Here is a 16,417-nt window from a genome sequence, read left to right on the forward strand (position 1 = left end):
TTAAGCCCGCCAGAGCCGATGGTACTGCAGTAACATGTGGGAGAGTAGGTCGGTGCCAGATCCTAAAGAAGCCCTGTAGCTAACGCTGCAGGGCTTTCTTGTTTTATTAAAATCCAATAATAAATAACTCTTACTCACACTTCCTTGGCTATCAATCGATGTAATTCAAATAGCTATGTTTTTGTTAAATTTTTGTTAAAATCTATCAAGTAACAATCATAAAAATTTTAAAACTGTATTATTGTAAATTACGTTAATCTTAAAAAAGCATTATGGCCATGAAATTGAAGATTAGTTTATTTTTTGTATTTTTTATCTCGATAAGTGCTGGCGTTTTTGCTCAAGATAAAAATGTTATACTTCCACCAAATTGGTTTAATCTTGACTTAGTATCTAATGGATATTTTGGTATAAGCACTGATAAAGCATATAGTGAATTACTAAAAGATAAAAAACCTAAGCAGAAAATTATAGTTGCAGTAATAGATGGTGGTACGGATATTAACCATGAAGATTTAAAAGATGTTTTATGGACGAATACAAAAGAAATTCCAGGTAATGGAATTGATGATGATGGTAATGGTTATATAGATGATATCCACGGCTGGAATTTTTTAGGCTCAAAGAAAGGTAATCTTGCATACGATAATTTGGAATTAGTACGTATTAAAAGAAAATTTGAACCTAAATACAGGTCTACCATTATGACAACTGTGTTAGATAGTATAGAAAAGAAGGAATATGCACTTTACAAAAGAGTACAAGCAGATTTTGGAAAGAAATATGAAGATGCAAGTTCAACTTTTCCTATATATATTCTAATTAAAAAGGTTATGGATTCTGTGGCATTGATTAATAAAAAAGATATACCGTCCTTAGAAGATATAGAAAAGTATAAAGCCGATGATGAGACAGAAGAATATGTAAAGAAAATAATTAGGAAAGGCAGTAAGGATGAAGGAAGTATTGAGAAATTTTATACTGCTATTAAGAAGGGATATGAAGAATTAGAAGTTATGTTAAAATATAACTTAAATGTGAATTATGACCAACGTGCTGAATTAGTGGGTGATGATTATTCAAATTCCGAACAACGTATTTATGGAAACGCAGATGTTATAGGACCAAAGGCTGATCATGGAACTCATGTTTCTGGAATTATCGGTGCCAATAGAAGTAATGGGCTTGGGATTTTGGGTGTCGCAAATAATGTAAGTATTATGACGATTAGGGTTGTACCCGAGGGTGATGAACGGGATAAGGATGTAGCAAATGGAATTCGTTATGCTGTTGATAATGGTGCAAGAGTAATAAACATGAGCTTTGGTAAAAGTTATAAGTGGGATAAGAAAGCTGTAGATGAAGCAGTAAAATATGCAGAATCTAAAGGCGTATTACTAGTGCATGCAGCGGGTAATAACAATAAAAATAACGACATTGAAGATAACTACCCTAATAAATATTATGATAGTCCGGAAGCTATAGCCTATGCTAATGCTAATCAAAAAACCGATATTTCGAAGTTTATACCACCGAAATCAGATGGGATTATGAATGGACAGATGAGTAGGAGACAAGACCCATTTTTGAAACCAAAACCATTAGATTCTGCGAAATTTAATTTACCGCACGCAAATAATTGGATTGAAGTAGGTGCTAGTTCTTATAAAGATGATGATAATTTAAAAGCATCTTTTTCTAATTATGGTAAAAATAATGTTGATGTATTTGCACCAGGTTTTATGATTAACTCTACTGTACCTGGATCAAAATATGAAGAATATGATGGTACAAGTATGGCAGCTCCGGTGGTTTCAGGCCTTGCAGCTTTAGTTTTGAGCTATTATCCAGAACTAAATCCAACGCAGTTGAGAGATATTATTATTAAATCTGTCACAAAAGTTGATCATAAGATTAAATATAAAAATGAAAGAGATGAAAACATTAGAGTTCCATTTTCGGAGATTTGCGTAAGTGGAGGTATTGTTAATGCATACAATGCGTTAAAATTGGCAGCTTCTTATCAACTTTCAAAATAGCTATAAAAAAGTCTAATTAAACCCTTGATTAAATAATCAGGGGTTTTTTGTTTATATCATTTTAGGTATAATTGGTAACAATTTAGTGATTTATTTAAAACGAATTTTGTAAAAAGGCCCTTTACGAGAGGAAGATCAGCTTTTTATAATTTTATTCATGTTGTTATAAAGAAAGGTTAGAATTTGACATTAAGCCATCGTTCTATTTTAAAGTCTATTCCATAACACTCAAACTAAATCCATTAGTGAATATGAAAAAAGTCTATTTAAGTTTATCAATTGGATTTTTAACTTTCAGTTGTTTTGCACAAAAAATGCCTGATGTGCAAATGTCGAATATGAATGCTCCAGCTATTATTAAAATAGATGGAAAAACATCAGAATGGAATAATTCTTTTGCAGCTGAAAATAAAAGAACAGAATTATTTTATAGCATAGCTAATGATGATAAGAATTTGTACTTAGCTGTTAAGGCATCTACTGTAGCAGCTAGTAATAAAATTATGATTGGCGGAATAACATTTCTTATAAATAAAGAGGGAAAGAAAAAAGAAAAGGATGCAATAACTATAACATATCCTTTAATTGTTCGTGCAAATAGAGTACAAGGTGGAAGAGGTGGGCAAGGACAAAATAGACAAGTTGGTGGCCAAGGTGGCTTTCAAAATAGGTTGCAACAAAGTACGCAACAACGCGATTCCATTGCATTGGTTTTGCATAAAAGTCAATTAGCAACTGTAAAAGAAATAAAAATATCAGGGTTTAATGCCATAACAGATTCATTGATCTCAATTTACAACGAATATGGAATTAAAGCAGTGGCATCATTTGATCAAAAAGGGATGTATAATTGTGAATTCGCTATTCCTTTAAATCTACTTGGTTTATCTGTTAATGATAATAAAGAATTTGCTTATCAAATAAAGGTCAATGGATTTACTAATACAAATTTAGGTGGTAACGGTGGAGGTAGTTTTGGCGGCAATGGTGGGGGATTTGGTGGAAGAGGTGGTGGTTTTGGAGGTGGGAATAATGGAAGTAGCGGGCAAGATTTGATGAGTGCTACCGATTTTTGGGGTAAATACAGTCTTGCAAAATAATCTAATTTATAAGCTCTTAACCATCTATTATGGCTCATTTTTATCAATGCCGTTCCTTTGTTATTCTATTTTTAAGATTAACTCTTTTGATTTTTTTAACAATTTGTAGCACTAATTCATATGCTCAAACACCTAAAAAAACAAATACACCACCACCTCCAGTATTAATTCGTGAAATTAGCGGAATAGTTAAAGATACCACAGATGTTGGATTGCCAAGCGCCACTGTACGTTTAACTTCTGATAAAGATACATTGGTAATAAGCACTAATCCTGATGGGATTTTTGTATTTAAAAATGTAAAATCAGCTACTTACACTTTAACTATAAATATGTTAGGTTATAGTCCTTTGGTTGGTAAATACAAGCAAAATGATGCAATACCTAGGATTGTTATGGATCCGATTATTTTAAAACCTCAATCCAATACTTTAAATGCGGTTGTAATTAATGGAACGCCTTCTATTACTTATAAAACTGATACTGTAGAATATAAAGCGAGCGATTATATTGTAAGAGAAAATGCTACGGTTGATGAATTATTGAAAAAGATGGAAGGCATGGAGGTTGGTACAGATGGTACACTTGTACATCAAGGAACTGCTGTAACAAAAGCTAAAATTAATGGTAAAACGTATTTAGGAGGAGATGTATCTACGGCTATTCAGAATTTACCAGCAGAAATTGTAGAAAAAATTCAGGTGGTAGATGATTATGGAGATCAGGCAGCTAGAACAGGAATTAAAGATGGTGATCCGGAAAAAATTTTAAATATCGTTACACGTGCTGATAAATCTGTTGGTAATACAGCTAATATCGCTGCTGGTGCTGGGAATAATGAAAGATATGAAGGTTCTGTATTTGCAACAAGATTAAATGCAAACCAAACAATAGGTGTTAATGCTAGAATTAATAATACTGTAAACGGAGTAGCAAATAGCGGAAACAACGGTGGTGGTAATGGTGGTAATAACGGAGGTGGTGGAAGAGGCGGTAATGGTGGTGGTGGAAACTCATCAGATGGAAGTGGAGGAACTACAAATAATGGGAATACTGCTTTTTCTTATCGTGACCAGTTAAGTAAAAAAGTTAAAATTAATACTAATTATAGGTATAATTTTAGTGATGTCAATTCGCTGAATAGTAGCATCTCTCAAATTCCAAGTTTATTGGGCAAAACGTTCTCAACAAATGATGGATCAAATGATAACAATACAAAATCACACAATTTGAGTTTTGAATTAGAAGCCGATTTGGATAGTGCAAATTTTTTAAGAGTTAGTCCAACATTTAATTATTCATCTACAGTTTCAGGTAGCCAATCGTTCAATACTCAAAAGTTTATTGCAACAAATCCAACATCAACAAACCAGTCATTTCGCCAAGATCAGACTGGTAAAAATACAAGCGCAAATACAAGGCCTAATTACGGAGTTACAGTTTTTTATCAGCATATCTTTAAAAAGCCAAGAAGAAATATATCTCTACAAGTTAGTTTAAACAATAATGATCAAGAAGCAGAGCAGGAGCGCAATTCACGTATACTTTATTATGATGGATTATCTGATGTTGTGCTTAAAGATTCATTGGTACACCGAATGGTTGATAGGGATAATTTAACAAAAAATTATAGAGGAAGTTTGACTTTTGCTGAACCATTAACTGCAAATACACAATTGGAGTTTAATGGGCAAATTAATTACAATGGTTACGATAACACCGCTATAACGAGTAATATTTTTGCAAATGGAGATAAGCAAATCGTAGACTCATTAAGTAATATATATGATTACTCTTTTACACAAACACGCTTGGCTTTAAATTACCGTTATGGTGTTTCAAATGCTTCTAAAATTAGGTTTTCATTAGGTTTAACTGCAGTTCCGGGAGTGCTTAGTGGTACTAAAGCAAGTTTAGGGACATCAACTCATAGAACCAGCTTTAACCTAATTCCTATTGCCCGTTTCCAATATTTGTGGTCTAGACAACATAGTATCCAAATCAATTATTCTGGGAATGCTTCTGAACCTACTTTTGATCAGATCCAACCTGTTAGAGATGTGTCAAATCCACAAAATCCTATAGTTGGTAATCCAAATCTTAAAGTAACATTTAATCACTCTATCAACACTAATTATAATAACTACATCGCTAATTCTAAGTTAAATTATTCGGTAAATGCCAATGCTACATTTATAGAAAATTCTGTGGTAAGAAATGTAGTGCAAATTATTGATGCCTATAATAGTAAGAAAAATGAAACTCGTTATGTAAATATTAATGGTGTGTATCGTATAAATGGAAATTATTCTATTAGTAAACAACTTGATAACCGTAAATACAATCTTACATTAAATGGTAATGCAAGCTATAATCATGGTGTTTCAATGAGTGATAACAAGGAAAATATTACGACAACTTGGCGATTTAATGAACGCTTTGGGCCAAGAATTAATCCAACTGAATGGTTAGAGGTTAATCCTTTTGTTTCGTATGATTATACAAAGTCGAATAATACTTTGGCTAGTTCAATTGATAGTAAAACAAATACACTGGCATTTAATATTGATGGAAAAATTTACATGTGGCAAAGCTTAATTTTCGGATATAGCGCCAGTAAAAACTATGTGAGCGGAATAAATGCAAATATCACAAATAATCCTTTAGTAATTAATGGATATTTAGAAAAGGAATTCTGGAAACGTAAAGCGAAATTTACTCTTCAAGTATTTGATATCTTAAATCAAAACAATTTTGTGAATAGAAATATTTTAGATAATGGTGGTATTATAGATACAAAATCAAACTCACTTAGCAGATACTTTATGCTTCGTTTCAGTGTACGTTTACAAAAATGGAGTGGGATTAAACCTCGTAATGGAAGGCAAATGATGAGAAGAGGAGATGGAAGTTTTAATTAAAATCTAAATTTCTTGAAAAGATTTAATAGTGCTGTTTTAAATAATTTCCAATCTTCTCTTATTCCTGTATATATAACTTAATACAATAGTCTTTTAGAGGGTATATTTTTCTATTATTTGTCTTGTTATATTCGAATATGTACCTTTTAGGAGCTATGGTGCAATCTTTTCTCTATTTTAAGTTTTAATATATATTAATCCTATCAGCCTAAAAGATGATTGGATGGAACTTTGTGTTGCTCTAATTTTGGATGTGATAAGTTATTGATCATATCATTTATGAAATTAGAATTAGAATATACATGTCTTAAGGTTAAGGATGTTGAGGAAGCGGTAATATTTCTTAAGAGTATATTAGACCTTGAGTTAGAAAATGTAAACGATCTTCAAAAAACTATATTGGTTACTAATAGTAATCATAAAATTGAATTGCAGGAATGTATTGATCACATTGAAAATCAGCAAGTTTTGTTGTTAACTAAAGATTGCATCCAAGATTTCTATACGTTAAAAAGTAGAGGCGTCTATTTCGTTACAACGCCTGATTATACAAGTTTAGGTTTAATGGCTGAATTTTTAGATTTATATGGGAATAGTTATCGATTGCTAGAAGAACGCAATTATAAACTTAATTGAAATGAGAGTTTATAAAGAATTAATTAATAAAAATCTAATTGTAAGTCATACAACATATAAGGGTGAAATAGATATTAGTGAAGAAAACTATAGCTTTAAAATCATATTTAATGGTTATCAAGATTTTTTAATTGGCAATCGTGAAATTAGGCTTTATCCAGATAGTTTTGTATTGTTAGCTCCAGGTACTAAATGTATAAGTAGAGTAGATTTGAATGAACAAATTAAAACTCTTTCAATTTCGTTAACCCAAAATTTTGTAGAAGATTTTTTGAGATCAAGTCATATGAATTCAAATTCTCTAAACACTTATAAAAAACAGCAAAATCAGCTACCCATCCAAACAATTTATCCTCTTAAAGGTGATATGTGGTTCACTATAATTAATTTAAAAAATCAACTTATAAGAAGTGAATGTAGTGAGCAATTGGTTAATGAATACCTTTCGCATTTATTAATTAACTATTATAGACTTTACTACCAAGAAGTTCAGCAGAAATTTGATAATCTAAATTTTGTTAGAAGTACTACAAAAAGTGAGATATTTAATAGGCTAATATTAGCAAAGGAATATATCAGCAATAATTATAATAGAAAATTTAAAATTGAAGATGTGGCTGTTGCGTCCTGTTTATCGACAACACATTTAATGCGAACTTTTAAGCTTGCATATGGATTGTCTACGTATGAATATTTAACACAGGTTCGCCTTAGTAGATCACAAGCCTTATTAAGGACTGGAAAATATTCAATAAATGAAATTGTGATGCTTGTAGGTTTTGAATCAGTAAGTTCGTTTATTAGCTTGTTTAAAGCATCATTCAATCATACTCCTTTAAAATTCAAAAAGCTTTTACAACAAAAATCATCAGCATAAAAGCATTAGTATAATTTTTCCTTAAATAGAATATTGAGAATGGTGTTCTGGAAATATTTTAGATAAATAAAGCCACTTACCTTTGATTATTGAATTCGCATAATTTTTAGTACAGGTTATATCACGGATTCAATGTTAGTTAGTTATTTAATAGCAGTAAGCTTCCAGGATTGGGGTTTACTGCTTTTTTGTTTATAGGATTCCATTATAAATGGTTTTTAAATAAACATATATTATTAACCCAATCGAAATTTTAACTCCTTGAAATAGATTATTTAGTAAATGGTGTTCTACGAACATTTTACATTTTGCTTTCTGCCTAATTTGCTAAATGGACAGAAATTCATCTGTCTTTAAAAACTAAAATCTAAGCTATGAAACAAAAATTACTATTGTTAATGGTAATGTCTTGTTGGTTATTTAATGTGGCTTTAGCTCAGCAAATAACCATTAAAGGTAAAATTACCGATTCGGAGGGTGCTCCAATTCCTGGAGCAAATGTTAAAGTGCAAAACACACAAAAATTTGCAGTATCAGATTCAGAAGGTGGTTACGTTATTAATGTACCTAATGGATCTACTGCTTTAGAATTTTCATTTATTGGTTATGTTTCTCAAACCAAAACTATTGGTACGTCACGTACAATTGATGTTGTATTAGTTGGAGATTCTAAGAGCTTAGATGTGGTTGTGGTTACGGCGGTTGGAATAGAAAAGAATAAAGCTTCTTTAGGTTACTCCGCAGTTATTATAAAAAACGAAGATTTAACTAACGGTAAACAAACCAATTTAATCAATGGTCTTACGGGTAAAACACCTGGTGTGCAAATTGGGCGCTCAAGTGGAGGTGTAAATACTGCTACACGTATTACAATGCGTGGTACTAGATCTCTACAAGGGGAAGGACAGCCATTATTTGTGATTGACGGTATGCCAATTGATAATTCTGCTTCACAACCTTCATCAACTTCGGCTAATCAAGTAGATGTTGGTAATCGCATAGGTGATATTAATCCTGATGATATTGAATCGGTTACTATACTTAAGGGAGCTAATGCAGCTGCATTATATGGCTCTCAAGGGGTTAATGGTGCTATTGTAATCACAACAAAGACAGGTAAGGATGCTGCAATGCGTAACAAAAAGTTAGAAATTAATGTGGTTTCTACTTTTCAAATGGATAAAGTGCAAAAACTTCCAGAACTACAAAATGAGTTCGGTTCAGGTTACGAAAATGGTACTGGAAATCCAGCAATTTATGATGAGATTGAGAATACTAATTGGGGGCCTAAGTTTGATGGTAAAATGGTTCAATCTGGACCAACTTTGGCAAATGGACATACATTAATGATTCCTTATAGTGCAGTTTCTGACAATGCTAAAAACTTTTTCAATACAGGTACTAATATCCAAAATTCAATTTCATTTCAAGGTGGTAATGAAAAAGGATCATTTTACGCGTCACTTTCTGATAATCAAGTTAAAGGAGTTGTTCCAGAAGACAAGTTTAGAAGAAATACTTTTAAGTTTTCTGGTTCAACTAAATTAGCTAACAATTTTAATGTAAATGCAAATGTTAGTTATAATAAAAACCTAACAAACACATCATTTGTAGGTACCGGAAATAATAGTGTAATTAGTGATGTTTTAAATGTAAGTCGTCAAATAAATCTCGCAAATTTTAAAGATTGGAAAAATTATGAGTTTGCTACCACTCAAGGGTTTTTTAATGGGTACCAGCCAAATCCTTATTATGCAATAGCTAATAATAGATTTTCAGATAATTTGGACAGGTTTTTAGGGAGCTTGCAAATGGGCTATGCTCCAACAAATTGGCTTAATGTAACTTGGCGTTTAGGAACAGACTATACTTCTACGAGAAGAAAACAAACTTTTGAAAAAACTGTTTTCGGAACTGGTCAACGGCCAACTGCAACTCCAGGAGCGATCATAGAAGATGCATTTTCTAACAGAATTATGAATTCAGATTTATTATTAACTTTCAAAAAAGATCTTTCTAAGGATTTTAATGCAACTTTAATTTTGTTAAATAACATTCGTCAAACGGATACACGTAATTTAACGGCTTCTGCAAGTGCAATATCCACTCCAGGCTTTTTTAATCTTTCTAATCGTGTTGGTGAGTTGGGCGGTTCAGAAACCATCAATAAAAAACGCTTAATTGGATGGGCAGGTGATTTGACTGTTGGCTACAAAGAATACCTATTTTTAAATGGAACTTTAAGGAATGATATTTCATCAACTCTTCCTAAAGATAACAACTCATATTTTTATCCATCTACAAGTATAAGTTTTATTCCAACTGAGGCTTTTTCAGCACTTAAAAATAATAAAATTCTTTCTTATGCTAAGTTAAGAGCAAGTTTTGCTAAAGTTGGTTCTGATGCTAACGCTTATAGTTTAGTGCCTACATTTGGTGCTGCTGCTGGCTTTCCATTTGGTTCCTTAGCCGCATTTACATTGTCAAATACCACACCTAATCCTACACTTAAACCAGAGTTTACCACTTCTTATGAAATAGGAACTGAATTATCATTCTTAAAGGATAAAGTCGGAATAGATTTTACGTACTATAGCACTAGTACAGATGGACAAATTATAAATATTGGTATTCCAGCTGCTTCTGGATTTACTGCTGCAACAGTTAATGCAGGAGTAGTTACAAATAAAGGGATTGAGGTTGCTTTAAAAGGAAATCCGTTTAGAAACCGTGATGGTTTTTCTTGGAACTTCACTGTGAGCTATACACACAACGTTAATGTAGTAAAATCTTTATATCAAGATTCGAAACAATTATCACTCGGTACTGGAGATCCAGTTCCTACTGCTATTGTAGGTCAGCCAATATCTTTATTAGGTACAGCTTATTTACGTGATCCACAGGGAAGAATTGTAGTTGATGCTGTCTCTGGCTATATTAAATTAGATCCTAAATTAAAAAATTTAGGCCAAGTAAATCCAAAGCATATTTTAGGATTTAATAATACATTTTCTTATAAATCATTCTCGTTATCTACAACATTTGATTACAGAACTGGTAATGTGATTTATTCAGGAACTAAAAATACTCTAACCTTTACAGGATCTTCTTTAGAAACAACTAAATATGGTCGTGAAGCTTTTGTGTATCCAAACTCAGTAATTGAAACTTCACCAGGAGTTTTTACGCCTAATACAACAGTAAAAACCCGTAGTGGTAATTTTGATTTTTGGTACGGTAATTTTAATAGTTTTGCAGAATCTAGTATAGTTGATGCTGCTTTTCTAAAATTAAGAGATGCATCTTTTAGTTATCAATTACCAGCTAAATTGTTAAATAAAACACCATTTGGTAAAGTAAGTTTGGCAGTATCAGCGGCTAACATTTTACTTTGGACTCCAAAATCTAATGTTTACATCGACCCTGAAGCTAATATTTTTGGCACAAATAATTCACAAGGGAGAGAGTTTACTTCAATTCCCTCTACAAAAACATTTGGTTTAACATTAAATGCTACATTTTAGTATTAATAAATAATTTAATAATATGAAGATTAAATATATAAAAGGAATAGCCATGTTATCGCTTATGTTTGCGGTAACAGGTTGTGAAAAGAATTTTTTGGATATCAACAGCAATCCCAATATCCCTACAACAACAACTCCAGAACTTGTTCTACCTGCTGCTCTAACTAATACAGGAGCGGCTGTGAATAATAATTTAAATGTACTTGGAAACTTGTTGACAGGAAATTGGGGTCAATCTCCTGATTTCTTATTTTATCAACCCCAAGAAACATATCAATTAACCCCCAATACATATGATGCTGTTTGGACTTCTATATACGCAGGTGGTTTAAATGATTATAAATATGTAGAAAATCAAGCAATTACAACAGGAAAGAAAAATGCTATTGCAATTTCTAAAATTATGCAGGCATATAATTTTCAATTACTTGTGGATACTTGGGGTGATATTCCATTTTCTGATGCTTTAAAAGGTGCCGCAGGAACCACACCTAAATATGATAAGGCTGAAGATGTTTATGATGGAATTTTGGCGATGATTGATGCTGGTATTGCAAGTATAAATACTGCAGCAGGAGCAGATAATCCATCAGCATCAAGTGATATTATGTTTGGAGGATCAAATGTTACCACTGCAATGGCTAAATGGTTAAGATTTGCTAATACTTTAAAATTACGTGTTTTATTAAGGCAATCCCTAATTCCTTCTCGCGCTACTAAAGTAGCAGCAGGTTTTGCAAGTTTAGCAGGTCAGTCCTTTTTAAATGCAGGAGAGAATGCAGGAGTTAATCCGGGCTATATTAATCAAGCAGGTAAATATAATCCATTATATGGTCAAATAGGGTTTAATGTGGCTGGTGCTGAAACTTCTAACTATCAGGCAACTAGAGCTAATAAGTATGCAGTAGATTTTTTATTAGCAAATGCAGATCCTAGGATTAGTTTGTTGTACAGGGCAGCTGTAAAACCAGTAGATCCTTTAGCAACTTATGTTGGTGTATATCCAGGAACAACCGCAACACCTACAACAAAAAAAGACAATTATTCTGCAGTCGGTGCTGGTGTCTTACCCTCAAGTGCGAATAGTGGTTTTTCTAAGTCAGCTTATTTATTAACAGCTGCAGAAGGGTTCTTTTTGCAAGCAGAAGCTTATTTAAAGGGATATCTTCCTGGCGGTGCTGCTGCAGCCCAAACAGCTTATCAAACAGGTATTGAAGAATCATTTAAACTATTAGGTTCTACAGCAGCTGCAGCAAATACCTATTATACAAGCTCAACTCAACCATTAGTTAACTGGGTAGCTGCTACTACAGCAGGAAGTCAATTTGAAGCCATTATTACTCAGAAGTGGATTGCCAATAATGGATTTAATGGTAACGAAGCTTGGGCTGAATATCGTCGTACTGGCTTCCCAACTAATATTCCTATTGGGTTAAATAATTCTAGTGGTGGTAAATTACCATTGCGTATGCCTTATCCACAGAATGAAATGTCAACAAATGGACCTAATGTGCCTGTAATTAATATATTTACAGATAAAATTTTCTGGGAGAAGTAAAAGTGCTCAATAATTAAAAAGCCTGAAATCTGTTAAGATTTCAGGCTTTTTATTAAAAATATGATTTAGATTTTCATAGCCACGGGCTGGAAGTTTATTGTTTTATAACATATATATTGTGCATTTGTAATTAATATAAAAACAAATTAATGGAATTATGTATGATTTCTATACCAGTAAAAATCTTTCTAAAGTTGCCATTAAATTACTTCCTATATGCATTGCCATTGGGGTGTAAATAGATTTAGTATAATATCTAGCATAGCCATATAAACAAGCATCAACAAAAACCTGACAAATGCCTACATTAGATTCTAAAGTATTCTCATAAGTAAAGCTATGTGAAAGTACAAAGCTAATAGCTTGTACAAATATAGCCACATGAATATTTAGTTTTTTGTTCAGCTTGCTTAAAAGAATACCTCTAAATACAAGTTCTTCAGCAATGGGTGCTAATATTACTGCGCCCGTAATTCTAATAATAGAAATTAGAAGTTCGTGTCTCCATGGATTGATATTAACTAATCCACTGCCAAAAAGAAGATATTCCGTGATCACAGCAAACATTATGAAACCTAAAACAATAAAAATTGCTGTGCTGATTTTTGTAGGTTTTTGAAGAAGAAAATCTTCAGATTGCACTTTCCCTCTTTTTTTAAGTATAAACATCAAAGCAATAATTCCAATAAAGGGTAACACTCTAATTAGAGCGCTTTTTAATTCAGTATCCATTATATTATTTAATTAGGAAATATTACATTCTATTATCGCCATTCGTATACAACGGCTTTTATAATTTGCTTACAAGCAATTTCAGTTAAATCAAAACGTTCTTTTAATAAATTCAAAGTAATCTCTTCTCCTAAACACAAATCATACTTGCTCCAATTTTTATAATCGGCGGCAACTTTCCATATATTTTTAAAAAGTGTTAATGCATCATTTTCTAAATGATGAGAAATATAAGATTCGAATTTCCATGGCATATGCCAAGTTTGAAAGGTTAAAACAGTTTCTTCTATTTTTTTAAGAGCTGATTTATGATTCATTTGCTAGTCCTTAAAGGTGATATTGTCATTTAATTCTGCTTTTAAAATTCAAATTCATTCCTTGATTTCAATTATTCCTAATAAAAATTAATTATAAAGCTTAGGAATTAGCTTAAATCAAGCACTTTAATATCTATCTATTGAATTCGACGCTTTAAAAAGCTTTTACTATTCTTTTTGTCTAAGTTATTGTTAAAAAGAATGTTAGATATACTCTTTTAGGATGAAACCACACTACGAAATCTTAGCTAATTAAGTGAGCAAATGGAATTGTAGATAAAAATTTAAACCACTAAAATCAAATGCATATATTTTATTCTTTGGTTTTTTTCTTCTGCATGTTTTGATTTCTTCTTGTAGGAAAATTACTTCGCATTTAAGTCGGGAGGCTTTGCGTTGAAGGAAAAGTCTTTTGATTTAAAGGAATTTGATATTTCTAATCGAGAGATATACCAAAATCTAAATTCTTTGACCTATTATGCCCTGTTTGTACTGTTTTTATATTAATTTAATAAAATTACGCTATTAAATCCTTTGCGTACCAACCTATTTAATTGTTTTAGTGAATTTTTAGAAATTATGAGCAGGAACAATACATTCTTTTTAACTCAAAAACCGCTAATAACTGATTATTAGCGGTTTTGTAATTTGTAGCGGGAACGAGAGTTGAACTCGTGACCTCAGGGTTATGAATCCTGCGCTCTAACCAACTGAGCTACCCCGCCAAATTAAAATAATAGCAAATGTTGAATACTATTTTTTAAAGAGTTGCAAATATAGAATAAATTACTTTTCTTTAGAAACAAATAATAAAAAATAGTCCATTATTTTTAGAACAGAGGTGTTTAAGGATGTCAGAAAAGAAAAAATTTACATTAGAATATGAGTTGAGATCATCTCCCCGTATATTATTCAGTTTTATTAGTGAACCAAATGGCTTATCGCAATGGTTTGCTGATGATGTGATTTTTAGAGATCAGGTTTACACTTTTACTTGGGATGATGAGGTGCAGAAAGCAAAACTCCTTAGCATAAAGGAAAATAAATTAGTGAAATTTAAATGGCTTGACGATGATCCTCATTGCTATTTCGAAATGGAAATTGTACAAGATGAGTTAACTAATGACGTGGCTTTATCTATTACAGATTTTGCTACTGATGAGACTCGTGCAGAGAGAACACAAATTTGGGACAATCAAATCACTTACCTGCTTAGTGTAATTGGTGCCTAAATTTTCGTCGGCTTTGCCTATCTTTGCATATTGAAAAAGATACATTTATTACTCATAAAGGCATTCATTAGACCATTCATTGTCACTTTTTTTGTGGTGATGTTTATTCTATTAATGTTTTTCCTGTTTAAGTATGTAGATGACTTAATAGGAAAAGGGTTTGAATGGTATACCATTGCAGAAGTAATGATGTATGCTTCCGCTTCAAACGTAGCAATGGCATTACCACTTTCTATTTTGCTTTCTTCTATCATGACGTTTGGTAGCTTGGGTGAAAACTACGAACTTGTAGCTATTAAATCTGCTGGAGTATCTTTACAAAAGGCAATGCGGCCATTATTTGTATTAATCATTGGTCTTTCGATTGCATCGTTTTTATTTTCTGATTATATGCTTCCTAAAGCCAATTTAAAATATGGCTCTTTGCTTTGGGATATGCGTAATAAAAAGCTTTCCTTTTTAATTAAACCAGGAGTTTTTAATAATAGCATACCTAATTATGCTATGAGAGTTGAACGTAAAGGCGAAGGAGCAGTAGACTCCTTATACGGTATTATGATTTATGACCACACAGGAGGTAATGGAATTCCAAAAATTATTATGGCACAAAAAGGAAGAATGGCCAAAACCAGTGATGGTAAATACTTAGTGCTAAAATTAGTTGATGGCGTTAGGTATGAAGAAACTAACGGGAGCGGAAGTTCCTCGTATAATCCTCGTCAGGCTTTTAACAGAATGCGTTTTAAGCAAACTGAAGTGAAATTTGATTTTTCTAGTTTTAAAGGTTTAAGTCGTACTCAGGAAGAAAGTTTCAAAAACAATGCACCGATGCTTAATTTGAAAGAACTTTCTCATCGAGAAGATTCTTTAAGTAAATCATTAGACAGTGTAAATAAAAGCACAAAAGTTAATGCAGGGAGTTATTTTAAACAAAATAATTACCAAAAGGGATATAGTAAGATGAAAGCACCGGCAACTATTATCACAGGTTCTATATTGAATGTTATTCCAAAAAATCAACGGTTACAAGCTTTGCAAAATGGACTTGAACAGGCTGAAACTATTAAGCAGGTTGTGAGCAATCGTATTTTAGAACATAGTCTTCGTGAAAAGGAAATTATAAAAGCACGTATTGAATATCAAAGGAAATATACCTTAGCTGTTTCATGCTTACTTTTGTTTTTTATAGGCGCACCCTTAGGGGCAATCATAAGAAAAGGTGGACTAGGTTTGCCTGTTGTGATTGCGGTTGTGTTTTTCTTAATCTATCACATTATTTCTACAGTAGCAGAGAAATCTGCAAAGGAAGGTTCATTAGATCCTATTTTTGGCATGTGGACGGCTATATTAATTTTAACTCCTTTAGGTATATTTTTAACTTATAAAGCAACTGTAGATTCTGCTTTATTTGACATCGACTACTATAAGCAGCTTCTTGCCAACCTTTTTAAGCGTAAAAGCCATAAAAATTAGATTAA

At 32.1% G+C, this 16,417-nt stretch carries 11 protein-coding genes and 1 tRNA gene; 9 read left to right on the top strand and 3 right to left on the bottom strand.

The window, feature by feature from the left end; translation table 11 throughout:
* Nucleotides 1-278: 278 nt before the first annotated feature.
* The 7 genes from HQN85_RS15115 (at nt 279) to HQN85_RS15145 (ending at nt 12,658) form a co-directional block, all read left to right on the top strand.
* A complete protein-coding gene (locus tag HQN85_RS15115) occupies nt 279-2,039 on the top strand; it encodes a S8 family peptidase (protein ID WP_246249846.1) in 1,761 nt (586 codons plus the stop codon).
* Nucleotides 2,040-2,290: 251 nt separating this feature from the next.
* Nucleotides 2,291-3,139, top strand: coding sequence for a hypothetical protein (locus HQN85_RS15120; RefSeq protein ID WP_173273823.1), 849 nt, complete (start codon nt 2,291-2,293; stop codon nt 3,137-3,139).
* Nucleotides 3,140-3,225: 86 nt separating this feature from the next.
* Nucleotides 3,226-6,060 (top strand): TonB-dependent receptor, encoded by a 2,835-nt coding sequence (locus HQN85_RS15125; RefSeq protein ID WP_246249848.1) that lies wholly within the window; start codon nt 3,226-3,228, stop codon nt 6,058-6,060.
* A 279-nt stretch (nt 6,061-6,339) separates the two neighbouring features.
* Nucleotides 6,340-6,696: a VOC family protein gene (locus HQN85_RS15130; protein ID WP_173273827.1), complete on the top strand. Its 357-nt coding sequence runs from the start codon at nt 6,340-6,342 to the stop codon at nt 6,694-6,696.
* Between the two features lies 1 nt (nt 6,697).
* Nucleotides 6,698-7,573, top strand: coding sequence for an AraC family transcriptional regulator (locus HQN85_RS15135; protein ID WP_173273829.1), 876 nt, complete (start codon nt 6,698-6,700; stop codon nt 7,571-7,573).
* A gap of 374 nt (nt 7,574-7,947) precedes the next feature.
* Nucleotides 7,948-11,097 (top strand): SusC/RagA family TonB-linked outer membrane protein, encoded by a 3,150-nt coding sequence (locus HQN85_RS15140; RefSeq protein ID WP_173273831.1) that lies wholly within the window; start codon nt 7,948-7,950, stop codon nt 11,095-11,097.
* 22 nt (nt 11,098-11,119) lie between these two features.
* A complete protein-coding gene (locus tag HQN85_RS15145; RefSeq protein WP_173273833.1) occupies nt 11,120-12,658 on the top strand; it encodes a SusD/RagB family nutrient-binding outer membrane lipoprotein in 1,539 nt (512 codons plus the stop codon).
* Between the two features lie 168 nt (nt 12,659-12,826).
* Here HQN85_RS15145 and HQN85_RS15150 read toward each other — a convergent pair whose 3' ends face one another.
* The 3 genes from HQN85_RS15150 to HQN85_RS15160 form a co-directional block, all read right to left on the bottom strand.
* Nucleotides 12,827-13,390, bottom strand: coding sequence for a CPBP family intramembrane glutamic endopeptidase (locus HQN85_RS15150; protein ID WP_173273835.1), 564 nt, complete (start codon nt 13,388-13,390; stop codon nt 12,827-12,829).
* Nucleotides 13,391-13,422: 32 nt separating this feature from the next.
* Nucleotides 13,423-13,707 (bottom strand): hypothetical protein, encoded by a 285-nt coding sequence (locus HQN85_RS15155; RefSeq protein WP_173273838.1) that lies wholly within the window; start codon nt 13,705-13,707, stop codon nt 13,423-13,425.
* Between the two features lie 651 nt (nt 13,708-14,358).
* Nucleotides 14,359-14,432, bottom strand: a tRNA-Met gene (locus HQN85_RS15160).
* Nucleotides 14,433-14,558: 126 nt separating this feature from the next.
* Here HQN85_RS15160 and HQN85_RS15165 point away from each other — a divergent pair.
* Together HQN85_RS15165 and HQN85_RS15170 are read left to right on the top strand one after the other, a co-directional pair.
* Nucleotides 14,559-14,939: an START-like domain-containing protein gene (locus HQN85_RS15165; RefSeq protein ID WP_173273840.1), complete on the top strand. Its 381-nt coding sequence runs from the start codon at nt 14,559-14,561 to the stop codon at nt 14,937-14,939.
* A gap of 30 nt (nt 14,940-14,969) precedes the next feature.
* Nucleotides 14,970-16,412: an LptF/LptG family permease gene (locus tag HQN85_RS15170; RefSeq protein ID WP_173273842.1), complete on the top strand. Its 1,443-nt coding sequence runs from the start codon at nt 14,970-14,972 to the stop codon at nt 16,410-16,412.
* Nucleotides 16,413-16,417 lie beyond the last annotated feature (5 nt).

It is taken from the genome of Pedobacter boryungensis (assembly GCF_013204825.1).
GTDB lineage: Bacteria > Bacteroidota > Bacteroidia > Sphingobacteriales > Sphingobacteriaceae > Pedobacter > Pedobacter boryungensis.